The organism is Pseudobutyrivibrio sp. MD2005 (assembly GCF_000621865.1).
Taxonomy (GTDB): Bacteria; Bacillota; Clostridia; order Lachnospirales; family Lachnospiraceae; genus Pseudobutyrivibrio.
Genome location: NZ_JHXE01000012.1, coordinates 126,503 through 148,815 on the forward strand (window position 1 = coordinate 126,503; position 22,313 = coordinate 148,815).

General features: G+C 40.6%; 20 protein-coding genes. 3 read left to right on the top strand and 17 right to left on the bottom strand.

The window, feature by feature from the left end; translation table 11 throughout:
* Positions 1-7: 7 nt before the first annotated feature.
* The 6 genes from T498_RS0104455 to leuB form a co-directional block, all read right to left on the bottom strand.
* Entirely contained in the window at positions 8-1,243 is a 1,236-nt protein-coding gene (locus T498_RS0104455; protein WP_028234885.1) for a DUF1015 domain-containing protein, read from the bottom strand.
* Positions 1,243-2,406 (bottom strand): 3-phosphoglycerate dehydrogenase family protein, encoded by a 1,164-nt coding sequence (locus tag T498_RS0104460; RefSeq protein ID WP_028234886.1) that lies wholly within the window; start codon positions 2,404-2,406, stop codon positions 1,243-1,245. The genes T498_RS0104455 and T498_RS0104460 overlap by 1 nt, the downstream gene beginning before the upstream one ends.
* 120 nt (positions 2,407-2,526) lie before the next feature.
* The gene (gene serC, locus T498_RS0104465) at positions 2,527-3,609 is read right to left on the bottom strand and encodes a 3-phosphoserine/phosphohydroxythreonine transaminase (RefSeq protein ID WP_028234887.1); all 1,083 of its coding nucleotides are present in this window, start codon (positions 3,607-3,609) and stop codon (positions 2,527-2,529) included.
* A gap of 24 nt (positions 3,610-3,633) precedes the next feature.
* On the bottom strand, positions 3,634-5,304 hold the full coding sequence (gene ilvB / locus T498_RS0104470; protein WP_028234888.1) for a biosynthetic-type acetolactate synthase large subunit: 1,671 nt from the start codon (positions 5,302-5,304) through the stop codon (positions 3,634-3,636).
* Between the two features lie 312 nt (positions 5,305-5,616).
* Positions 5,617-7,287, bottom strand: coding sequence for a dihydroxy-acid dehydratase (ilvD, locus tag T498_RS0104475; protein WP_028234889.1), 1,671 nt, complete (start codon positions 7,285-7,287; stop codon positions 5,617-5,619).
* 281 nt (positions 7,288-7,568) lie between these two features.
* A complete protein-coding gene (gene leuB, locus T498_RS0104480; protein ID WP_028234890.1) occupies positions 7,569-8,660 on the bottom strand; it encodes a 3-isopropylmalate dehydrogenase in 1,092 nt (363 codons plus the stop codon).
* Between the two features lie 204 nt (positions 8,661-8,864).
* Between leuB and T498_RS14850 the strand changes: the two genes are divergently transcribed.
* Positions 8,865-9,701, top strand: coding sequence for a biotin--[acetyl-CoA-carboxylase] ligase (locus tag T498_RS14850; protein WP_051524591.1), 837 nt, complete (start codon positions 8,865-8,867; stop codon positions 9,699-9,701).
* A 46-nt stretch (positions 9,702-9,747) separates the two neighbouring features.
* Here the strand turns inward: T498_RS14850 and bioB are convergent, their stop codons facing one another.
* Positions 9,748-10,704, bottom strand: coding sequence for a biotin synthase BioB (gene bioB / locus T498_RS0104490; protein WP_028234891.1), 957 nt, complete (start codon positions 10,702-10,704; stop codon positions 9,748-9,750).
* 157 nt (positions 10,705-10,861) lie between these two features.
* Here bioB and T498_RS0104495 point away from each other — a divergent pair, with 157 nt between their 5' ends.
* Positions 10,862-11,428: a biotin transporter BioY gene (locus T498_RS0104495; protein ID WP_028234892.1), complete on the top strand. Its 567-nt coding sequence runs from the start codon at positions 10,862-10,864 to the stop codon at positions 11,426-11,428.
* Positions 11,429-11,500: 72 nt separating this feature from the next.
* Here the strand turns inward: T498_RS0104495 and cysK are convergent, their stop codons facing one another.
* The 7 genes from cysK to T498_RS0104530 all read right to left on the bottom strand — a co-directional run bounded on the left by cysK (position 11,501) and on the right by T498_RS0104530 (position 17,821).
* A complete protein-coding gene (gene cysK / locus T498_RS0104500) occupies positions 11,501-12,433 on the bottom strand; it encodes a cysteine synthase A (RefSeq protein ID WP_028234893.1) in 933 nt (310 codons plus the stop codon).
* A gap of 48 nt (positions 12,434-12,481) precedes the next feature.
* A complete protein-coding gene (locus T498_RS14855; protein ID WP_051524592.1) occupies positions 12,482-13,819 on the bottom strand; it encodes an O-acetylhomoserine aminocarboxypropyltransferase/cysteine synthase family protein in 1,338 nt (445 codons plus the stop codon).
* Positions 13,820-14,140: 321 nt separating this feature from the next.
* Complete coding sequence (locus tag T498_RS0104510; protein ID WP_028234894.1) at positions 14,141-14,881, bottom strand: amino acid ABC transporter ATP-binding protein; 741 nt, start codon at positions 14,879-14,881, stop codon at positions 14,141-14,143.
* Positions 14,881-15,555: an amino acid ABC transporter permease gene (locus T498_RS0104515; RefSeq protein ID WP_028234895.1), complete on the bottom strand. Its 675-nt coding sequence runs from the start codon at positions 15,553-15,555 to the stop codon at positions 14,881-14,883. Before T498_RS0104515 ends, T498_RS0104510 begins: the two co-directional genes overlap by 1 nt.
* Positions 15,536-16,195: an amino acid ABC transporter permease gene (locus T498_RS0104520; RefSeq protein WP_028234896.1), complete on the bottom strand. Its 660-nt coding sequence runs from the start codon at positions 16,193-16,195 to the stop codon at positions 15,536-15,538. The genes T498_RS0104515 and T498_RS0104520 overlap by 20 nt, the downstream gene beginning before the upstream one ends.
* A gap of 102 nt (positions 16,196-16,297) precedes the next feature.
* Positions 16,298-17,179, bottom strand: coding sequence for a transporter substrate-binding domain-containing protein (locus tag T498_RS0104525; RefSeq protein WP_028234897.1), 882 nt, complete (start codon positions 17,177-17,179; stop codon positions 16,298-16,300).
* Positions 17,180-17,203: 24 nt separating this feature from the next.
* Complete coding sequence (locus T498_RS0104530) at positions 17,204-17,821, bottom strand: GDSL-type esterase/lipase family protein (protein ID WP_028234898.1); 618 nt, start codon at positions 17,819-17,821, stop codon at positions 17,204-17,206.
* A 696-nt stretch (positions 17,822-18,517) separates the two neighbouring features.
* Here T498_RS0104530 and T498_RS0104540 point away from each other — a divergent pair.
* Positions 18,518-18,919: an RrF2 family transcriptional regulator gene (locus T498_RS0104540; RefSeq protein WP_028234899.1), complete on the top strand. Its 402-nt coding sequence runs from the start codon at positions 18,518-18,520 to the stop codon at positions 18,917-18,919.
* Between the two features lie 2 nt (positions 18,920-18,921).
* Here T498_RS0104540 and T498_RS0104545 read toward each other — a convergent pair whose 3' ends face one another.
* The 3 genes from T498_RS0104545 to hemC are packed head-to-tail and all read right to left on the bottom strand — an operon-like array spanning position 18,922 to position 22,305.
* Positions 18,922-19,860, bottom strand: a complete 939-nt coding sequence (locus T498_RS0104545; RefSeq protein ID WP_028234900.1) for a DUF1848 domain-containing protein — start codon at positions 19,858-19,860, stop codon at positions 18,922-18,924.
* Positions 19,861-19,870: 10 nt separating this feature from the next.
* Positions 19,871-21,382, bottom strand: coding sequence for a uroporphyrinogen-III C-methyltransferase (gene cobA / locus T498_RS14860; protein ID WP_036977791.1), 1,512 nt, complete (start codon positions 21,380-21,382; stop codon positions 19,871-19,873).
* Entirely contained in the window at positions 21,382-22,305 is a 924-nt protein-coding gene (gene hemC, locus T498_RS0104555; RefSeq protein ID WP_028234901.1) for a hydroxymethylbilane synthase, read from the bottom strand. Before hemC ends, cobA begins: the two co-directional genes overlap by 1 nt.
* Positions 22,306-22,313: the final 8 nt, after the last annotated feature.

A 22,313-nucleotide genomic window follows, 5' to 3' on the forward strand; every position in this document is an offset into this window, starting at 1 on the left:
GCTCGTCTTATATCAAATGTATAAACAGTCCACTTCTAAGCTTTGGCTCAAACCAAGTAGACTTTGGTGGCATCAAAAGTCCTGCATCTGCCACATCAAATAATTCTGTAATACTTGTAGGATACATTGCAAATGCAACCTTGCAATCTGTAGCACAGCGTCTTTCAAGCTCTTCGAGGCCTCTGATACCGCCGACAAAGTCAATTCTATCGCTTGTCTTTGGATCATCGATTCCAAGTAATGGCTCTAACACTAGATTTTGTAATAATGAAACATCAAGACCTTCTACTGGGTCATCGCTAGTGAATTCTTCAAGCACCTGAAGAAGGTACCATGTACCATCCATGTACATGCTAAATTGTCCTTTTTTATCAGGGCGAATTGGTGTATCTGATGTCTTGAGAATGTCCGCTATATTCTCAAGTTCCATCAAGAATTCATCTTCCGCAAGCCCGTTTAAATCCTTTACAACTCTGTTGTAATCATAGATTTTAAGCTCATCATCTGGAAAGAGCACTGATAAAAAGAAATTATATGGTTCGTCTCCCTTATAACCTGGATTCTCCTGGCGGCGTTTCAAGCCCACCTTTACTGCGCTAGCAGCTCTATGATGTCCATCTGCAATATAAATCGAATCCATCTTGTCAAATGTTGTTGCAAGTAGGGCACAGGTCACTTTATCATCAATAACCCAGCAGCGATGTCCAATTCCATCTTCCGCTACAAAATCATAAATTGGAAGTCTGCTTTTTGCCTTTGCAACTATGCTATTTATGGTAGCATCACTTCTATATGCAAGGAAAATAGGTCCAGTCTGTGCACTGCAAGTGTCTACATGACGAATTCTGTCCTGCTCCTTCTCTTCCCTGGTATTTTCATGCTTTTTGATTACACCATTAAGATAATCATCTATTGAAGCGCAAGCAACAATCCCCGTCTGTGAACGGCCATCCATCGTAAGCTCATATACATAATAGAAGTATTGCTCGTCTTGAATAAATCTCCCTTGAGCAACCCATTCCTGAAGCATGCTGGCAGCTTTCTCATAGACCTCGTCAGAATACATATCAACATCAGGCGCGAACTGAGTCTCAGGTCTATCTATTGCTAGAAAAGAATCTGGCTGCTCTTTAACTTTTTCGTAGGCTTCTGCTCTACTGTATACATCATAAGGAAGCGCTGCAATCTTTGCAGCTTCTTCCTTTGTTGGTCTTACCGCTGGAAATGGAACTATATATGCCATTATTTAACCACCCTAACTTTGATTACTCCATCAACCTTCTCAATTTCTGCTATCTGCGCATCAGTAAGCTTTGTTCCAAGATCAAGTAACGTATATGCGAAGTCACCACGGCTCTTGTTGGTCATATCTTCTACGTTTACATCATCCTTACTGAGGATTGTTGTAAATGAAGCGATAAGGCCTGCCTTATTCTTATGAAGAATAGCTACACGGCTCTCTGTCTGGCAGATTCCCATATCGCAATCTGGATAGTTTACAGAATGGCAGATGTTACCATTTTCCATGTAATCCATAACTTCTTTAACTGCCATGATTGCACAGTTATCTTCTGCTTCTTCTGTAGATGCACCAAGATGAGGTGTACAAATAACACCCTTCTTGCCAGCAACCGTTGGATTAGCAAAGTCTGTAACATAATGACGAATCTTGCCTGATTCGATTCCGTTCATAACAGCCTGCTCATCAACAAGTAAATCTCTAGCAAAGTTAAGAATAACTACGCCCTTCTTCATCATCTGAACAGCTTCTTTATTAATCATGCCCTTTGTAGCATCAAGAAGTGGAACATGAACTGTAATGAAATCACATTCTTTGTAGATTTCTTCTACGTTTGTAACATGCTTAACATTTCTAGAAAGATTCCATGCTGCATTAACCGAAATATATGGGTCATAGCCGAGCACTTCCATGCCTAGTCGATTTGCATCATTTGCAACCTTAACACCGATAGCGCCAAGACCAATAACACCAAGCTTTTTGCCTGCAATTTCTGTACCTGCAAAAGCTTTCTTTGCCTTTTCAGCTGTCTTTCCTATATTTTCATCTGACTGATTTTCAAGAACCCAATTGATACCGCCAACGATATCACGTGATGCAAGAAGCATTCCTGCAAAAACAAGCTCCTTTACACCATTTGCGTTAGCACCTGGAGTGTTGAAAACAACGATACCTTCCTCTGCGCACTTATCAAGAGGGATGTTATTAACACCTGCGCCAGCACGAGCGATACAAGCAAGCTTTTTGCCAAGCTCCATGTCATGCATAGCAGCTGAACGTACTAAGCATGCCTCAGCATCGCTGATATTCTCTACCTTCTTATAATCTGTAGAAAAGTTTGTAAGTCCCTTATCAGAAATTGGATTTAAGCAATTATATGTAAACATTCTATATGACCTCCTGTAATTTGCAAGTTACAGAAACAAGCCTTAGCATTTCTCCGCTCAACTAGCATGTTTCGCTTGAGAAATCAAAGAGCTTGTTTCCTACTTGCTCATCTAAATCTCTTATGAATTTGCCTCTTCAAAATTACGCATAAACTCAACAAGCTTCTCTACACCTTCGATTGGCATAGCATTGTAAATAGAAGCGCGCATACCACCAACAGTTCTGTGTCCCTTAAGGTTTACAAAACCTGCTGCTGTTGCCTCTTTTACAAACTTAGCATCAAGCTCTTCGTTTCCAGTAACAAATGGTACGTTCATAAGAGAACGATCTTCTTTTCTTACTGTACCCTTGAAAAGCTTTGAAGAATCAAGATAATCATATAAAATCTTAGCCTTCTTCTCGTTAAGCTCCTTCATAGCTGAAAGGCCGCCGTTTTTAAGAAGCCACTTGAACACCTTGCCACAAATGTAGATATCGTAGCATGGAGGTGTATTGTAAAGGCTGTCATTGTCTGCCTGTGTCTTGTATTTAAGCATTGTAGGTGTGCCTGGAAGTACATCATCGCGGATAAGATCCTCTCTGATAATTACGATAACCATACCTGCTGGTCCTACATTCTTCTGAACGCCACCATAGATGATGCCGTACTTTGTAACATCAACTGGCTCTGAAAGGAAGCATGAACTTACGTCAGCTACCAAATCTTTCCCCTTTGTATTTGGAAGAGTCTTAAACTTTGTGCCATAGATTGTGTTGTTCTCACAGATATACACATAATCCATATCATCTGTAATAGGAAGGTCTGAACAATCTGGAATATAGCTGAATGTTTCGTCAGCTGATGATGCAAGCTCTACTGCCTCACCATACATCTTTGCTTCCTGATACGCCTTCTTTGCCCACTGTCCTGTGATGATATAGCCAGCTTTCTTATTCTTCATAAGGTTCATAGGAATTGCTGCAAACTGCTGGCTTGCTCCTCCCTGAAGGAAAAGAACCTTATAGTTATCAGGGATGTTCATAAGAGTTCTAATATCAGCTTCTGCCTCTTTGATAATGTCATCAAAAACCTTTGAACGGTGGCTCATCTCCATTACAGACATGCCACAGCCCTTGTAATCTAGCATTTCATCCGCTGCTTCTCTTAGGACCTCCTCTGGTAAAACTGCTGGTCCTGCACTAAAATTGTAAACTCTGCTCATTATTCTTTCTCCTTTTCTTTAGAGTTAATCTTCTTCGAAAAATTCGTTGATAGGTGCGCCCGGTGCTACCATTGGCCATACTTTGTCATCAGAATTGATGATACAGTCAATGAGCACAGGCTTCTCGGAGGACAGCGCCTCCTTAAGAGCCGATCTGAATTCTTCTTGAGTAGTAACTCTAATTCCCTTAGCCCCCATAGCCTCGGCTAACATAACATAATCCACTCCGTCATCGAGGACTGTTGCAGAATAATGCTTGTTATAGAAAATTGTCTGCCACTGTCGTACCATTCCAAGTACATGATTGTTAACAACAATCTCTATAATAGGAAGTTTTTCTCGAGATGCAGTCGCCATCTCGTTCATGTTCATTCTAAAGCAACCATCACCAGCAATATTAATTACTTTTTTATCTGGATTTCCTGTCTTGGCTCCAATAGCTGCTCCAAGGCCATAGCCCATTGTTCCAAGACCACCTGATGTAAGTAACTGATGTGGTTTCTTATATTTATAATACTGAGCCGCCCACATTTGATGCTGGCCGACTTCTGTAGTGATAATTGCATCACCCTTAGTCTGACGATATGTTTCAGCAACAATAAACTGACCTGAAAGACCTTCAGCTGGAACCACAAGTGGATACTTTTCTGAAAGCTCTTTAGTGTGCTTCATCCAAGCTTCATGATTCTGCTCGTCAAGAATCTTATTCATTCTAGATAAGATTTCTTTAACATCACCTATGATTGAATGATCTGTCATTATATTTTTATTGATTTCCGCTGGATCCACATCAAACTGTAAAATCTTAGCGTTGCTTGCAAACTTTTCTGGATTACCAAGGACTCTATCTGAGAATCTTGTTCCAATAGCGATAAGCAAATCACACTCAGAAACGCTTAAGTTAGAAGCTTTGCAGCCATGCATACCTAACATCCCAAGGTATCTCTCATCAGTACCATTGAAGGCGCCTTTTCCCATAAGTGTGTCGCACACTGGGGCATCAACAAGCTCAACAAATTTCTTAAGCTCTTTAGCTGCTCCTGCAATTACAGCACCACCGCCAACAAATACTACTGGCTTCTTTGCCTTCTTTATCATATTTACAGCTTCTACCAATGCAGCCTCTGTAATGCTCTTCTTAACTCGACCTACAGGAATAGGCTTCATTGGCATAAACTCACATTTTTTCTTTAAGTCTGTAACATCCTTTGGCACATCAATAAGAACTGGGCCAGGACGTCCGCTCTTTGCAATGACGAAAGCTCTACGAATTGTCTCTGCCAAATCTTTTATATCTTTAACAATAAAATTATGCTTTGTTATAGGCATTGTGATGCCTGAAATATCAATCTCCTGAAATGAATCTTTTCCAAGCAAAGAAACATTTACATTACATGTGATTGCAATCAAAGGAACTGAATCCATGTGAGCTGTAGCAATTCCTGTAACAAGGTTTGTTGCACCAGGGCCACTTGTTGCAAAGCATACACCTACCTTGCCGGTAGACCTTGCGTATCCATCAGCTGCATGTGCAGCCCCCTGTTCGTGGCTTGTAAGTACATGATGAATCTCATCCTTATGCTTATAAAGCTCATCATAAAGATTAAGGATTGCCCCACCAGGATAACCAAATACTGTATCTACCCCTTGTTCTTTCAAACATTCAATTATTATCTCTGAACCATTTAATAACATATCTTTACCTTTCTCGTATCGTATATACGCTGGCTACGTTCGCGAGCACCCCTTCGACTGTTACGCTCACAAGCATTATGATTTCTTCGCTTCGCATAGAAAGCTCCGCTCAAGAAATATAATAGCTTGTTAGCTACAGTCTTAATTATGTATATAATCCGCCAGCTCAGCTAATCTTGCGGCTACTCAACCTAGGCAAGCGCGAGCAGGGGATACCGTGCCGAGCGAGGGAGGACCTACGCCGGCGGTAGGACCCTCGCGAAGGTGCGGAGGGTGCCCTGCGGGAGCACGAAAACCTACGAAGCCGCGCTATTAGAATTCTGGTGTACGAAGGATTGCACCGCGGTTTCCTGAGGTTACCTGAGCTGCGTAGCGGCGAAGGTAGCCTGTGGTTACTTTAGGCTCGCGTGGTTGCCACTTAGCCTTGCGGGCTGCAAGCTCTTCGTCTGAAACTTTAAGTGTCATTGTGTAATTTGGTATATCGATGGCGATAATGTCGCCTTCTTCTACAAGTGCGATAGGACCACCTACGGCTGCCTCTGGCGAAACATGCCCGATGGAAGCTCCACGGCTGGCACCTGAGAAACGACCATCAGTGATAAGAGCAACTGATGAGCCAAGTCCCATACCTGCAATTGCAGATGTAGGATTGAGCATCTCTCTCATTCCTGGGCCCCCCTTTGGTCCCTCATAGCGGATGACTACCACATCACCTTCAACGATTTTGCCACCCTTGATAGCTGCAATAGCATCTTCCTCTGAATCAAAGACTCTGGCAGGACCTTCGTGAACAAGCATCTCTGGAACAACAGCACTACGCTTTACAACAGAACCGTCTGGTGCAAGATTTCCCTTAAGAACTGCAAGTCCACCTGTCTTTGTATATGGGTTATCCACAGGTCTGATAACCTCTGGATTTTTGTTTATCGCATTTGCGATATTTTCTCCAACAGTTTTTCCTGTAACTGTCAAACAGTCTGTGTTGAGAAGTCCGATGTCTGCAAGCTCCTTCATTACAGCCCATACACCGCCTGCCTCGTTAAGGTCTTCCATATATGTAGGACCTGCTGGTGCAAGGTGACAAAGGTTTGGAGTTTTTTCTGATATCGGATTTGCGAATTCAATATCAAAATCAAAGCCAATCTCATGTGCAATAGCTGGAAGATGAAGCATTGAGTTTGTAGAACAACCAAGTGCCATATCTACTGTAAGAGCATTAAGGACTGCTTCTTTTGTCATAATCTGGCGAGCTGTAATGCCCTTGTTATACATATCCATAACAGCGTAACCAGCACGCTTTGCAAGACGGATTCTTTCTGAATATACTGCTGGGATTGTGCCGTTTCCTCTCAAGCCCATACCAAGTGCCTCTGTAAGGCAGTTCATTGAATTAGCTGTGTACATGCCCGAACAGCTTCCGCATGTAGGACAAACATTTTCTACGAAGTTCTCTACCTCTTCCTCTGACATATTGCCAGCAGCATGAGCGCCAACTGCCTCAAACATAGAAGAAAGCGAACGCTTCTGACCACCCACATGACCTGCAAGCATTGGACCACCTGATACAAATACTGTAGGAAGATCAAGACGAGCTGCTGCCATAAGAAGTCCTGGAACATTCTTATCACAGTTTGGCACCATAACAAGCGCGTCAAACTGATGAGCAAGTGCCATACACTCTGTAGAGTCAGCAATCAAATCACGAGTTACAAGGGAATATTTCATTCCTATATGTCCCATTGCAATACCATCGCAAACTGCGATTGCCGGGAAAACAACTGGAACACCGCCTGCCTCAGCAACACCAAGCTTTACGGCATCCACGATTTTATCAATATTCATATGGCCTGGTACGATTTCGTTATACGAAGATACAATACCAACCATTGGCTTTTTCATTTCTTCTGATGTAAACCCAAGTGCATTAAACAACGAACGCGCTGGTGCCTGCTGCATGCCAGCTCTTGCATTATCACTTCTCATTTCTAGACTCCTTTCATAAACGCGGCCATTTTACGTTTCCATGCTCCCGCAAGCCAACTCCCATTGGGAACAAAAGAAACTCCCCGCCGGCGTGGGTCCCCTCTTTTGTTCCCATGGGGCCTTCTTGCTCGCGCCTGCCAAGACTGTGTAGCCGCTTATAAGTATTCTCATCGTAAGCTTGTAACTATCAATCTCTGAGTGTTGCTCAAGGAGAGCTTTCTTCAGCTCGACGGAGCAATATCTCAGGATTGAAAGTGTAACAAGCGTATATTCTAGATAACCTACAGGTTAGCCACGATTAAGTCGCCCATCTCCACGGTGCCGACGCGAGTTACGGCTGAGCCGTCACGAGGCATAATGTCGATTGTGCGATAGCCATCTTTAAGAACCTGCTTTACCGCATTTTCGATAGCATCGGCTTCAGCATCAAGGTCGAAGCTGTAGCGAAGCATCATTGCAGCCGATAGGATTGTAGCTATCGGATTTGCGATACCCTGTCCTGCTATATCAGGAGCGCTTCCGCCTGATGGTTCATAAAGACCAAACTTTGTATCATTAAGTGATGCTGACGAAAGCATTCCAATTGAACCGGTAACCATGGATGCCTCATCACTTAAAATATCTCCAAACATATTCTCTGTAAGAATAACATCAAACTGACCTGGATTCTTAACCAGCTGCATTGCACAGTTATCAACAAGCATGTGCTCATATTCAACTTCTGGATAATCTGCCGCAACTTCCTCAACTATCTTTCTCCAAAGTCGTGACGAATCTAGGACATTTGCTTTATCAACAGAAGTAACCTTCTTGCGACGCTTCATTGCAATATCAAATCCGCGCTTTGCAATACGTCGAATCTCTGTCTCGGTGTATGTCAAAGAGTCACGAGCAACAAGCTGGCCATCTTCTTCTTTTGTGGAGCGTTCTCCAAAGTACAATCCACCTGTAAGTTCTCTCATAATCATCATATCGAATCCATCACCGATGATGTCATCTCTAAGAGGACAAGCTTCCTTCAATTCATCATATAAATATGCTGGTCTGAGATTTGCAAATAGATTTAGACTCTTTCTAAGCTTAAGAAGTCCTGCTTCTGGACGCTTATCTGCTGGAAGCTTATACCAAGGACTGGTAGAAGTGTTGCCTCCAATCGAACCCATGAGGACTGCATGTGACGCCTTTGCTGCTTCGATTGCCTCATCGGTAAGTGGCTCACCTGTGGCATCAATTGAGCATCCGCCCATTAATATTTCAGTATATTCGAATTCGTGACCGAACTTTGTTCCTATGGCATCTAATACCTTAACCGCCTCAGTAACAACCTCCGGACCTATTCCATCTCCCCTAATTACACCTATTTTGTATGCCATATTACTCTGTCTCCTAGATAGTCTTCTATATAATAGTAACATTTTAGTACACTAAAGCGTGAAATTCAAGAAAGTTGAAAGTCATTTTAATATCTTTGACAAAATAGCATAAATACTTCTACAATACTGGTATATGGTTTAGTAAACTTTACCACTTTAAAGTGAGAAAACAATATTGTTATTCACAGTAATTAGGAGAAACCCATGACTTCAAAAGAGAAAATACTAGCATTTCTAGAGACAAATAAAGATACATATACTTCTGGCGAAGCTATGGCAAACGCCCTTGGCTTATCACGTAATGCCATTTGGAAAGCCATAAACGAATTAAGAAAATCAGGTTACCAAATTGATGCTGTAAGCAATAAAGGTTATCAGTTAGCCCAAAGCAATGACATCATTTCAAAGCAAGGTATTCTTTCATATATAAATACAGATATTTCAAATGTCACTGATAATATTTACATACATGACTCCCTTGCTTCTACCAACAGAACCGCCAAAGAAATGGCAATAGCTGGTAGTCCCCACGGAACTCTTGTAATCGCTAAAAAGCAGGAATCAGGCAAAGGCCGCCGCGAGCATAACTTTTTTTCACCTGACGGTGGTATATACATGAGCATAATTCTCTCACCATCAAAGCTTCCTTGCCTTGATCCTGATGTTATAACCGCCTACACTGGCGTATCAGTTTGTAATGCCATTAATGACCTCTGCTCAATCAACCCCAAAATCAAGCCAATCAATGACCTTTTTGTTGACGGCCGCAAAATCTGCGGAATACTTACAGAGTCTGGCATCGAATTTGAGACTGGACTTGTTCAATGGATTGTTGTTGGCATTGGAATTAACTTTGATTCAGATATTAGCGCCTTTCCTACAGAATTGCAGAACATAGTTGGCTCCCTCTACTCTCCTGGGAATGCACCCATCAGTAAAAACCAGCTGATAGCAAATATTTATGAGCGTCTGCTTTGCTGGGATAATCTTGATGCAGATAGGATCAAATCTGAATACAATAAAAGACTGATATGTAAATAATCAACATTCAATCTACATATTAAATGCTTAACCATTCTGATTTAATTTATGCCAACTTATACCCCAGTGCTTTAATATTCTTAAGGTCTTCTTCCATGGATACTCCTTTTACAGTTAGCATGTTTCCAGTGATAGTGGCGTTACAGCCCCCTGTAAAACACTTCATTCCGGAATCTTCGAGTACGTCACGGCCTGCTGCAAATCTGATAAAAGACTTAGGTAAAATGAATTTGAAAATAGCAATGATTCTACGAAGTTCATCCTCACCAATCATTTCTCTATCTTCCATTGGTGTTCCCTGGATAGGCTTTAACATATTAATAGGAATAGACTCTGGTTGAATTTCTGTCAGTGCAAATGCCATATCGATTCTATCCTGCCAGCTTTCCCCTACACCAAAAACTCCGCCGCTGCAAAGCTCAAGGCCTGCCTCATGAACCATCTTCATTACCTTTATTTTGTCGTCTGTAGTATGAGTACTGCAGAGATTTCCAAAGAATTCAGGGCTACTTTCAATATTATTGTGTACTCTCTGAAGACCTGCTTCCTTTAATAATTCAAGGTCTTCTCTATCAATTAACCCAAGTGACACACATGGCTTTAGATTAGTTTCTTTAACAATGCGTTTTATATTTTCAGCAATCTGAGCCACTTCCTTTTTATTGAGTCTACGGCCAGATGATACCTGGCAATACCTTGCCACTCCAATGCCATCATACTTTTTTGCATCTGCAGCCACGTAATCTTCATTTCGTACTTCAAATGAATCTATACTAGCTGATGAGCAGCTAGACTGGGCGCAGAATTTGCAGTTTTCAGAACATCTTCCTCCCTTAACACTAAGGATTGCACACATATCAAATTCATCACCATTAAAATGTTTTCTTAATCTATCTGCCTCATAACAAAGCTCATCAAGTGGCGCGTTCACAAGCTCCAGCGCCTCAGACTTAGTGATACTTCCCCCTGAAATAATCTTTTCTGTTAATGCCTTAATTTCCATAGTATTATTCTCCTTTTTTACACATCAATTTATTTATATATCTTAACCGAATCGTTCAGATTGTCAACCTGTGTAAAACTATAAGTTGACAATCGTTACCTGATTTATTATCCTATAGTTGCTAAAAAATTTACTAATCACACAAGGAGAATATATAATGGATAACACTTTCAACACAGCCACATCATCAAAACAATTACTATCAACTAAACACCTTGTTATATGCGGATTATTTGCGGCAATACTTTGCGTTTCCGCTTATTTAAGCATACCAACACCACTTCCAATGGCACCTAAGATTACACTTATGAACTTTGTTCTTTTCTTAATTGCACTACTATTTCCACTAACAGAGTCATTCTTGATTGGTCTTGTTTGGTTTTTACTTGGAGTCGTTGGCCTTCCTGTATTCATTGGTGGCGGTAGCGGTGTAGGATACCTTATCGCACCTTACGGAGCCTATACATGGGCTTTCCCAATTGTACTCATCGTACTTCCACTTATCCGTGGCAAGAAATACAACCGTGTCTGGTATACAATTTGCGGAATAATTGGTGTACTTATAATAGATGTAATCGGAATGTTTTGGTTACAGCATTCAATGAATTATGATTTAAAGACTGCCTTCTTAACTGGATTCATTCCTTTCATTCCACTAGATTTAGTCAAAGCAGTTGTTGTTGCTCAGATTGTTCCAGCATTCAAAAGAATAATGGAAGTTTAAAATGACCTCTACAATAATATTCACATAACCAAAGGGCCAACCTCCACAAAAGAGGTTGGCCCTATCTTTTTATTATTCAGTAAATAGTGGTGTTGAGTAATATCTGTCACCTGAATCTGGCAATAAAGCTACGATTGTCTTTCCCTTATTTTCTGGCTTTTTGGCAAGCTCAATTGCACCATGTAATGCTGCACCAGAAGAGATTCCAACTGAAATACCTTCCTTCTTAGCAAGAAGCTTTGCAGCTTCAAAAGCATCTGCGCTATCTGCAACAAATATCTCATCATAGATTTTTGTGTTAAGTACATCTGGAACAAAACCTGCACCGATTCCCTGAATCTTGTGGGCACCAGCACGTCCCTCTGAAAGAACTGGTGAATCCTTTGGCTCTAAAGCAACAACCTTAACCTTTGGATTCTGGCTCTTAAGGTACTCACCAACACCTGTAACAGTTCCACCTGTTCCTACGCCTGCAATAAAGATATCTACATTTCCATCTGTGTCTTTCCAGATCTCAGGGCCTGTTGTTTCGCGGTGAGCTGCTGCATTTGCAGGATTTACAAATTGACCTGGAATAAAGCTGCCTTCGATTTCAGCTGCAAGTTCCTCAGCCTTTGCGATTGCCCCCCTCATACCCTTAGCACCTTCTGTAAGAACGATTTCTGCACCATATGCCTTAAGAATATTTCTACGCTCAACAGACATTGTCTCTGGCATAGTAAGGATTGCACGGTAGCCCTTTGCTGCTGCAATAGCTGCAAGACCAATACCAGTATTTCCTGATGTTGGCTCGATAATTACAGAGCCTTCCTTAAGTAGTCCCTTCTTTTCTGCGTCCTCAATCATTGCAAGTGCTACTCTATCTTTTACCGAACCTGCTGGATTAAAGTACTCAAGCTTCACTAAAACTGTAGCCTCAAGTCCTAATTCCTTTTCAATGTTTGTAACCTCAACAAGTGGAGTGTTTCCAATAAGCTCACTTGCACCCTTGTAAATATTTGACATAACATGGTCCTCCATATCCGTTAAATTCTATCTATTACTATATAACTATTAAACACTGGCTGCAAAGCCTTTTTCTGCATTCTGAACATCTTGAATGTGTTCTTCTTCGATTGCTGCAAAGCCATTCTCAAGATCCTCAATGATGTCATCAATATGCTCTGTTCCAATTGAGAGTCTGATTGTAGACTGTGTAATGCCCTGATCAAGTAGCTCCTCTTCTGTGAGCTGTGAATGTGTTGTTGTCGCTGGGTGAATAACAAGGCTCTTAACATCAGCTACATTTGCAAGGATTGAGAAAATCTTGAGATTGTCGATAAACTTAAATGCTGCTTCCTTGCCACCCTTAATTTCAAATGTGAAAATGCTTCCACCATTCTTAGGGAAATACTTCTTATATAATTCGTGATCTGGATGATCCTCAAGTGAAGGATGATTAACCTTTGCAACCTTTGGATGATTCTTCAGGAACTCAACAACCTTTGTTGTATTCTCTGCATGTCTGTCGAGACGAAGTGGTAATGTCTCGATTCCCTGAAGAAGAAGGAATGCATTGAATGGTGAAATTGTAGCTCCTGTATCACGAAGAAGGATTGCTCTAATATATGTAACGAACGCTGCTGGCGCAGTTGCATCTGCAAATGAGATACCATGGTAGCTTGGGTTGGGCTCAGCAATTGCAGGGAACTTACCGCTCTTCTTCCAGTCATATGTGCCAGCTTCTACGATGACACCACCAAGTGTTGTTCCATGTCCGCCAAAGAACTTTGTTGCTGAATGAACTACGATGTCTGCGCCGTGCTCAATTGGGCGTACCCAGTAAGCTGCTCCAAATGTGTTATCAACTACCAGAGGAAGATCATGGCGATGTGCGATTTCAGCGATTGCATCGATATCTGGAATATCTGAATTTGGATTGCCAAGTGTCTCGATGTAGATTGCCTTTGTGTCTTCCTGAATTGCATCCTCAACCTCTTTAAGATTGTGAGCATCTACAAATGTTGCTGTAACACCATACTGTGGAAGTGTGTGTGCTAAGAGGTTATAGCTTCCACCATAGATTGTCTTCTGTGCTACGATGTGTCCGCCGCCTGCTGCAAGTGCTTCGATTGTATAAGTGATAGCTGCTGCACCAGATGCAACTGCAAGTGCTGCTGAACCGCCTTCAATAGCTGCCACTCTAGCTTCTAAAACTCCCTGTGTTGAATTTGTAAGTCTTCCGTAAATGTTGCCTGCATCTGCAAGACCAAATCTGTCTGCTGCATGCTGTGAGTCTCTAAACACATAAGATGTTGTCTGGTAAATAGGTACTGCTCTTGCATCAGATGCTGGATCTGGATTTTCCTGTCCTACGTGAAGTGCTAATGTTTCAAATCTATAATTACTCATAATTTTAATCTCCTTTTTATCAACTTTTTATCTATTACAATTTCAATTTATTTCTAACAACATCGACAACAGCAACAAAGCTGCATTCGCTCTATTCTATAATTATGTCTTACAAAATCAATTAATAACCGCTTCATTTGTACTGCCTGCCTTTCCTTTGTTTTCTTGTTGTGACTATAATATACGTTATTACCTACTAGGTCAATAGGTATTACGATAAGCAAAAATTATAGCTGGCTATAAATTCAATTTATAGCAGAGTGGATAGCGCAGTAAAAAAGCAGATAGGCCCACCTATCTGCTCACCTATCTGCTTTATCTTTATTCATATGCAAAAGTCTTTAAAAATCTTTTTGCTCTTTCAGTCTTAGGCTCTGTAAAGAACCCCTTCACATCATTGGCTTCTTCAACTATGTCTCCCTTGTCAAGAAATATGACCCTATCTGCTATTGCTCTGGCAAATGACATTTCGTGAGTCACTATAAGCATTGTGGAGCCAGCCTTTGCCAATGCAAGCATTGTCTCTAAAACTTCATGAACCATTTCTGGATCAAGAGCTGCCGTGACCTCGTCAAATAACAATATATCTGGATGCATCAAAAGTGCTCTTACTATTGCAACTCTTTGCTTTTGTCCTCCTGAAAGCTGACGTGGATAATAATCCTTTTTCTCTACAAGCCCTACTTTATCAAGAAGCTCTAAAGCCTCTTTTATTGCTTCCTCCTTCGAACGCTTCTGCACCTTAAGAGGGGCGAGGATTATATTTTCCAGAACAGTTTTGTGTGGGAAGAGTTCGTATGATTGGAACACCATTCCTATCTTCTGGCGAAGCTTTGTGATTTCTCTTTTTCCAGCCTCTACAGGAAGACCATCCACCACAATTACACCATCCTGGATTTCTTCCAATCCATTTAGGCAGCGTAAAAATGTGCTTTTCCCGCAGCCTGATGGCCCAATTATCACAACCACCTCACCTTTTTTAACTGTAAGATTTATGTCCTTCAGAACTACATTGTCACCAAATTTTTTCTGTAAGTGTGTAACCTTTAATAATTCGCTCATTACGCCCACCTTTTCTCTAAATATACTGCAAGTCTACTGATTGGCCAGCAGACAATAAAATACAACAGAAATACTACTGCAAAAACACCAAACGCTGCATTTGGCGAAGTCTTTCTATTAGCTTCTATTATCTGTTGAGCCACCTTCAAAACTTCTACTATACCAATCATCATTACAAGAGATGTTGTCTTAATCATACGTGTAATAAGATTGATTGAAAGGGGAATCAGTCTTCTAATTGTCTGTGGAAGGATGATGTAAAAGTAAGTCTGCTTTTTATCCATTCCAAGAGCAAAGGCTGATTCAAACTGAATTTTAGGAATACTTTTTATAGACCCTCTAACTAGATCTCCCATCTCAGCAATTCCCCAAAAGCTAAATACAAATATTGCAGCGCTCTCTGCTGACACATCCCAGCCAAACACTCGAGTAGTACCAAAATATACAATGAACAGCAACACCATCTGAGGCATTATTCTTACAATTTCCAGGTAGATTTTAAGAATGACTTTTAACCACATTTTTTCCAGAGTCATAAGTGCGCCTACCACAAGTCCAAGAATAATGCTAATCACAACTGAAACTATACTGATTTCCACTGATACCCAAAGGCCCTGCAAAAGTCTGATAAAATTGGTTCCTTTAAACAGAACATCAATCCCCAAATTGTCCATAGCGGGCCCTCCTTTCAATAATTGCTCCCAATAAAGAAACGGGAAGTAGCATTATCAAGTAAAATACAACTAAAAGGAACAGGCACTCTATAGTCTTTGCATACATTCCTATTAAATCCTTAGCCGTAAACATCAAATCCATCAAACTGATTGTTGAGAATACTGATGTCTCTTTCAAAAGAAAGATTACATTTGCAAGTAATCCTGGCACGCTCACCGAAACTGCCTGTGGCAGTATCACATGATAGAAAGTTTGGCCATTTGTCATTCCTAGGCTCAAAGCACTTTCAGTTTGAATTGTAGGAATTGATTCCAGTCCACTTCGAAAAGTCTCTATCATGTAGGCTCCACCTAAAAGACCAAGTCCTAAAACACCACAGGTTTCTGCAGTGATTTGTATGCCAACCTTTGGAAGCGCAAAATATATAAAAAATAACTGTACCAAAAGCGGTGTATTTCTAAATATTTCAATATAAATTCCAGTTATAGTTTTAAGCACTGGTACCTTAAAATGAAGAATGGCAGCGCCAATCAGTCCTAAAATCAAGCTTAAGAATATGCCCTGCCATCCAATCTTCAATGTAAGAATTAGTGCTTCTTTATATAACGGAATATACTCTTTAAGTATATCTATATCCATTATTAATCAAATTGCCTTTCGCTTATTTAACTTCTCCACCCTCAACTTGGTTAAAATGCAGTCAAAGAAAACTGCATTTTACGCTGAGCAATAATCTGATGATTATTGCTCAACTACTAGCTCATCCTCATAATCTGCGCCGTATGTATCAAGAAGTGTCTCTTCATAGTCAGCATGGAAGAACTGCTCGCCGCCAAGTGTTTTAATCTCATCATTTAACCATGTGAGAAGTGTCTCATTACCCTTTGTTACTGCTGGAGCAATTGTATCCTGATCACCAAGTGATGGAATTCCAACTGTATAGCCCTCATTTTCTATCGCAAATGCGATAACCTCTGTATTATCGTTTGCCCATGCAACTCCGTTGCCATTTTCAAATGCTGTCTTTGCCTCTGCATACGCATCATACTTCTGAAGCTTGATATCTGGATAATTCTTTGTAAGATATGTCTCTGCTGTTGTTCCTGAAATAACGATAACTTCATCATCAGCGCCTAAATCATCAAGGCTTTCTACAACTGCATCATCAGGTGATACAACTCCAAGGGCTACGTTCATATAAGGAAGTGCAAAATCAACTTCCTGGGCACGCTCTTCTGTTACTGTGAAATTAGCAAGAATGATATCTACCTTTCCAGTCTGAAGATATTCAATTCTATTAGCAGCTTCAGTTGAAACATAATTGATATCAACACCAAGATCCTCTCCGATTCTCTCTGCAAAATATACATCATAACCTGCATACTCACCATTCTCATCTACATATCCAAATGGGCTCTTATCAGAAAATACACCGATGTTGATAGTTCCGCTTTCCTTAATTTCATCAAGTGTTCTATATCCTGCATTTGAACCTGCTGCCTGTGCTGTTGTGTCATCGCCTGCAGCCTTATCAGATGCTCCACCGCATCCTGTAAGTGATGCTGCTAAAAGTCCTGTTACTAAAAGTCCGCTTGTTAATCTCTTTACAAATGTGTTTTTCATTTTTTAATCCTCTTTTCTATATTTTTATGCGCTTAATTTTTCAAAAATCGCCCCCGCGAGAAGCCTATGACCTTCTGCATCCATATGCTCCTGATCCAATTCTGAAGGCTTCGCCACATCAGATGCTGCCAAAAACTTACAATCATATTCCTCTGCCAACTTCTGAAATACAGCCTTTAATTCTTTGGAGGTAACCACTGAGTTTTCATTAAATTCAGGATCATACTGTTTCATCCAAACTCTTTCCCCCAGATGAATAGGTGATATCAAAATGATTTCCATATCACTTTTATATGCTCTAATTTGTTTAAGGAGAATTTCTATGCCTCTACCAATTACGGTAGCGCTTGCATTATATATAGTTTTGCAATCGTTAGTTCCAAGCATTAGTACCACTGTATCGATAGGATAATGTGACTCTAAGAAAACCGGTAAGTAAAGAGAGCCATTTCTTCCGATGCGAGTGTTATCCTCGAAAACTGTCGTTCTTCCACAAAGCCCTTCCTCGACGATTCTGTAATCATTCGTTCCAAGCTTCTTAGTAAGAATTCCTGTCCAACGATCATCGCTTGAATATCTATCACCATTATCTGGTCTAAGTCCGTATGTATTTGAATCACCAAAGCATAAAATGTTTTTCATGTGTTACCTCCTTTCTCGTTTGCTATGTCAGATATATTAAACCACATTACCTACTAGGTCAATAGGTTTTATAATCGCAAAAAATAATAGCTGCTTCTCAATTATATTTATAGCCACAAGCATTCACAGCCATGCTGTGCCCTGCCCCCTCTAACCTCCTACTGCTGCTCACATGAGGGGCGGACATTGAAGTTTATAGTGTACTTTTCAGACTGAGGGGACTTGGTTTCATATTCCGCTTGCTAAGTAACATGACAAAGCAGGTTTTGCATATATAATCACCGTGGCACATTCAACATCGTGTTTTAAGTGACCACTTGCGCTGCCGTCCATGGCAGCGCATGCTTATATATTGCAAAACCTGCTTTTATGTTACTAAGCTCGCTTCAAAATCAACCAAGTCCCCCTCAGTCTAAGAAGTACAATTTATACTATGTTGTGTGTCCGCCAATTAAAAACATTGTTTCAAACTGTACAGACCTGCAAAAGACACATGTAAATAAGGATGCCTAAATGGTCCATTAGAAAAACGTAATATTCATGCAATGTCCCCCCTCATGTGAGCAGCAGCCGACGGTTAGAGTGGGCAGGGCCCTATAAAAACTGTGAATGCTTGCAATCAATGATTGCAATTACCTACTTACCTATCGTAAAATAGGTTAATAAAGATATTAAAAAAATATAGGAGGAGCAAATATGTTTAGTACAAAAGGACGATACGCGCTTCGTGTCATGATAGATTTAGCACAGCAGAATCCTGAAGAATATATTCCTCTTAAGGATATTGCTGAACGTCAAGATATTTCAAAGAAGTATTTAGAGATTATAGTTAAAGAGCTTGTTCATGGTGGACTTGTTGCTGGTGTAAGTGGCAAGGGAGGTGGCTACAAGCTTACAAGAAAGCCTGATGAGTATTCTATTGGAGAGATTATAGAGCTGTTAGAAGGAAGCCTCGCACCCGTTGCTTGTCTTGCAGATGGCGCAACTGATTGCCCTCGGGAAAATGTGTGCAAGACGCTTCCTATGTGGACTGAATTTTATCTACTTGAAAGAGATTTCTTCTATGGAAAGAAGCTCAGTGATTTGGTTAATTCCTAGGGCTAGAAATCAAATAAATTCATTTGATTGTCAATCCAGGATTTCTGTGGGACATCATGAATGATATCGTCTTTACGATAATTGCCCACTAAGAATGGTGAATTATCATCGTGTAGCCTGTTGTTTTGGGCAACATAATCAAGATCATTATTGGCGTAACAATACCTGCAAAAATGCTTACATGTATCATATGCACCTATGTCTGCTCCTAAGTAGCAGGCGCAGGTTGCACGAGCAGGTTTGACATTTGATTTTGGTGCGATGATGTGTGCATCTATTGCTTTTTCATACATTTCTACTGTCATGCATCCGCTGCAATCAGCACCATATCTACCTAAAAAATCGCCTTCGGCACAAGGCTTTACTACCATGTCATTTTTTGCAGCTATCTCAATTATTTTCTGACCAAGCCTCACTTTGTCATCAGCCAATACTGGCACAGCTTCGGGAAAATTTCTCTTTACCTTGTCATATATATCAATAAAGCTTATTACTACATGATTGGTGTAACCTCGCAGGTTTGCAGCCATCTTCGTAAAAGCTTCAATGTGAAAATCCACTGTATATTTCTCATCAATAAAGATTGGGTCGTAGCGCCACCCGATTCGATTGATACCAACAGTCTTAGACAAAAACTTAAAGGATTCCATTACTGTAGATTTCTCTGGAACACCTGGCTCAATGTCTTTTCCATAAGGCGTGATTGTGATGTACCAATACTGTCCATATTCTTTTACAAGATTCAAGTACGGAAAAAAAGGTGCTGGATTCTTGCTGCAAAAGCCAATAGCATCCACCACCTCTGGATTCAATTTGTACCTACTTACCTGGGTAGGATTATAAGGATTACGCACGCATACCATGCCTTCCTTCAGCCTGTTTGCCAACCATTTAGGAAAAAAGGCCGGTATATCGGTGCGTTGCCCCGTATTAATAATCATTTTCTTATCCTTAATAACTTTCTATTAACAATTCGACTAAAGCTGAATATGACGATTCACTAGATTCTATTATATCATCAAATCCATTTTTTCTAATTTCATTACTGCAGCTTTTTCCGATAGAGTATATATAAAATGGAAGCTGCCCTCCTAGCGCATCTATACTTATGCTAGCTGCGCTTCCACTTGTAAATATAGCCCCATCACAGTTCATTATATCTGCTTTATGACTGTCATCTATTGTAAAGGAATTTGGCACATTTTCATAGCTTACAACTTTAGTAAGATTAAAGCGTTCGCTAAGATTATCTTCAAATCCACCTGCTTGCTTGGCCGCACAAATCCAGTAAACATCAGAAGATAGTGTCACTCTTCTATTGATAACATCTGCCAAATCTTTTCCAGACTGCTTCGTAGATACGATATCTGCACGAATACCGAATGAAGCTAATGTGTCATAGGTCTTCTTGCCAACAACTGCAAAATGGCAGTTGTGGATGGCACGCAAATCCTTTCCAGCTACCTCGAACAGATTATAGAAAAAAGCTTTGACACCGTTTGCGCTGGTGAAAGCAATAATGTCATTTTCTGTCATCTTGCTTAGAAAGCTTAAGTCGATACCCTTTGGCATAATCTTTCCTGTTTTAATGGAAATTATTTCTGCACCATTTTCCATAAGCTTCGATTCAAGCTCATTAGTAGAAGCAGGCTTTCTTTCCTTTAACGAATACTCAAAGCTTTCTATCTTTGGCAGAAAATATTTACGACCAAACAATGGCCGCTTTTCGAAGAAATTGAGAGTGTCCGATAGCTTTACTACCTCACCAACCACAATGATTGCTGGAGATTCCAATTCAGCTTCCACCACAAGCTTCTCTATTGTCTCTAAAGTGCCAACGCACTTCTTTTGATGATTTGTGGTTCCGTTTGAAACAACCGCCACTGGAGTGTCACTACTTCTACCTACATTAAGTAATCCCTGCGCAATTTCTCCCACATGGGCCAGTCCCATCAGAAAAACAAGGGTAATCTTCTCATCTGTCAGCTTGCTATAATCAATATCTGTTGCCTTATCTTTTCTACTGTGGGCTGTGATGACCTGAAAACCTTTGGCAAGTCCTCTATGAGTGATTGGAATGCCCGCTGCTGATAGTGCTGCAACCGAAGAACTAATTCCTGGAATAACTTCCACTTCAATTCCTTTATCAATGAGATATAAGGCTTCCTCTCCACCTCTTCCAAATACATATGGATCACCGCCCTTAAGGCGAACTACTAATTTATGCTCACAGGCTTTCTTAAACAAAAGCTCATTGATCTCATCCTGTGGAATTACATGAAAATGATTCTCTTTGCCAACAAAAATCTTTTCACACCCTTGCGGCGTCAAATCTAAAAAACCTTCATTTAAAAGACGATCATAAATTACACAATCTGCCTGTTTTAGAATTTCTGCTCCTTTTAAAGTGAGCAGGCCCCATTCTCCAGGACCTGCTCCAAGTAAAACAACTTTTCCACTCACTATTTATCCTCCAGCTGTCTTCTGATATCAGAAACAGCCCTATCTATCAATTCCTCTGTAGCATCAGCCGCTATCACTTTGGTGTTTGCAAGCCTGCTGCCATCCTCAGTTCCAAATAAGGCTCTAAGCTCATAACCATCCGATGTAACACTGGCGTAAGCGCCTATTGGCAAATGACAGTCGCCACCTATCTTTTTAAGGAATCCTCTCTCCAAAAATGTAATATTTTTGATTGTATCGTCGGAGAATGAATTCACCATATCAAGCAAATCTTTATTATCACCCTTTAGCTCTATAGCGAGTGTGCCCTGCGCTGGAGCCGGAATCATTTCATCCACATCAAAATATGCTGATATTTCATCTGCTCGGCCAATTCGCTTTATGCCTGCCGCTGCAATTACGATTCCATCTAAGTGAGTGCCATCCTCGAGGCCCTCTCTTAGCTTTCTAATTCTTGTATCAATGTTTCCTCTGATTGGAAAAATATTAATATCTGGACGAAGTGATAAAAGCTGATATGAACGCCTTTTGCTTCCTGTGGCAATATTTGCCCCCTTAGGCAGTTCATCAAGGGATTTTACTTTCTTACCATTTATAGGATTAAGAATCAGAACATCCCTGGCATCTTCCCTATTCCATGGATCTGCAAATATCAGTCCCTCTTTTATAGAATCTGGCATATCCTTCATGGAATGCACCGCAAGCTGTATCTCATCATTAAGTAATGCCTGCTCAATTTCTTCTGTAAAAATTCCCTTTGAACCGATTGCATCTAGTGGCCTTGTCTGGTCCAAATCACCTGTTGTTTTTATAACCACTATCTCGTACTCATTATCTGGAAATCTTTCCTTTAATGTATCAAGGACATAATTTGCCTGAGCTAAGGCCAGTTTCGAGCCACGTGTTCCTATCTTAATATTCATTATTACCT

What these genes read in the sequence shown, in the direction of transcription:
- T498_RS0104455 (WP_028234885.1), bottom strand. Translation starts at nt 1,243, where the DNA reads ATGGCATATATAGTTCCATTTCCAGCGGTAAGACCAACAAAGGAAGAA.
- T498_RS0104460 (WP_028234886.1), bottom strand. Translation starts at nt 2,406, where the DNA reads ATGTTTACATATAATTGCTTAAATCCAATTTCTGATAAGGGACTTACA.
- serC (WP_028234887.1), bottom strand. Translation starts at nt 3,609, where the DNA reads ATGAGCAGAGTTTACAATTTTAGTGCAGGACCAGCAGTTTTACCAGAG.
- ilvB (WP_028234888.1), bottom strand. Translation starts at nt 5,304, where the DNA reads ATGTTATTAAATGGTTCAGAGATAATAATTGAATGTTTGAAAGAACAA.
- ilvD (WP_028234889.1), bottom strand. Translation starts at nt 7,287, where the DNA reads ATGAGAAGTGATAATGCAAGAGCTGGCATGCAGCAGGCACCAGCGCGT.
- leuB (WP_028234890.1), bottom strand. Translation starts at nt 8,660, where the DNA reads ATGGCATACAAAATAGGTGTAATTAGGGGAGATGGAATAGGTCCGGAG.
- T498_RS14850 (WP_051524591.1), top strand. Translation starts at nt 8,865, where the DNA reads ATGACTTCAAAAGAGAAAATACTAGCATTTCTAGAGACAAATAAAGAT.
- bioB (WP_028234891.1), bottom strand. Translation starts at nt 10,704, where the DNA reads ATGGAAATTAAGGCATTAACAGAAAAGATTATTTCAGGGGGAAGTATC.
- T498_RS0104495 (WP_028234892.1), top strand. Translation starts at nt 10,862, where the DNA reads ATGGATAACACTTTCAACACAGCCACATCATCAAAACAATTACTATCA.
- cysK (WP_028234893.1), bottom strand. Translation starts at nt 12,433, where the DNA reads ATGTCAAATATTTACAAGGGTGCAAGTGAGCTTATTGGAAACACTCCA.
- T498_RS14855 (WP_051524592.1), bottom strand. Translation starts at nt 13,819, where the DNA reads ATGAGTAATTATAGATTTGAAACATTAGCACTTCACGTAGGACAGGAA.
- T498_RS0104510 (WP_028234894.1), bottom strand. Translation starts at nt 14,881, where the DNA reads ATGAGCGAATTATTAAAGGTTACACACTTACAGAAAAAATTTGGTGAC.
- T498_RS0104515 (WP_028234895.1), bottom strand. Translation starts at nt 15,555, where the DNA reads ATGGACAATTTGGGGATTGATGTTCTGTTTAAAGGAACCAATTTTATC.
- T498_RS0104520 (WP_028234896.1), bottom strand. Translation starts at nt 16,195, where the DNA reads ATGGATATAGATATACTTAAAGAGTATATTCCGTTATATAAAGAAGCA.
- T498_RS0104525 (WP_028234897.1), bottom strand. Translation starts at nt 17,179, where the DNA reads ATGAAAAACACATTTGTAAAGAGATTAACAAGCGGACTTTTAGTAACA.
- T498_RS0104530 (WP_028234898.1), bottom strand. Translation starts at nt 17,821, where the DNA reads ATGAAAAACATTTTATGCTTTGGTGATTCAAATACATACGGACTTAGA.
- T498_RS0104540 (WP_028234899.1), top strand. Translation starts at nt 18,518, where the DNA reads ATGTTTAGTACAAAAGGACGATACGCGCTTCGTGTCATGATAGATTTA.
- T498_RS0104545 (WP_028234900.1), bottom strand. Translation starts at nt 19,860, where the DNA reads ATGATTATTAATACGGGGCAACGCACCGATATACCGGCCTTTTTTCCT.
- hemC (WP_028234901.1), bottom strand. Translation starts at nt 22,305, where the DNA reads ATGAATATTAAGATAGGAACACGTGGCTCGAAACTGGCCTTAGCTCAG.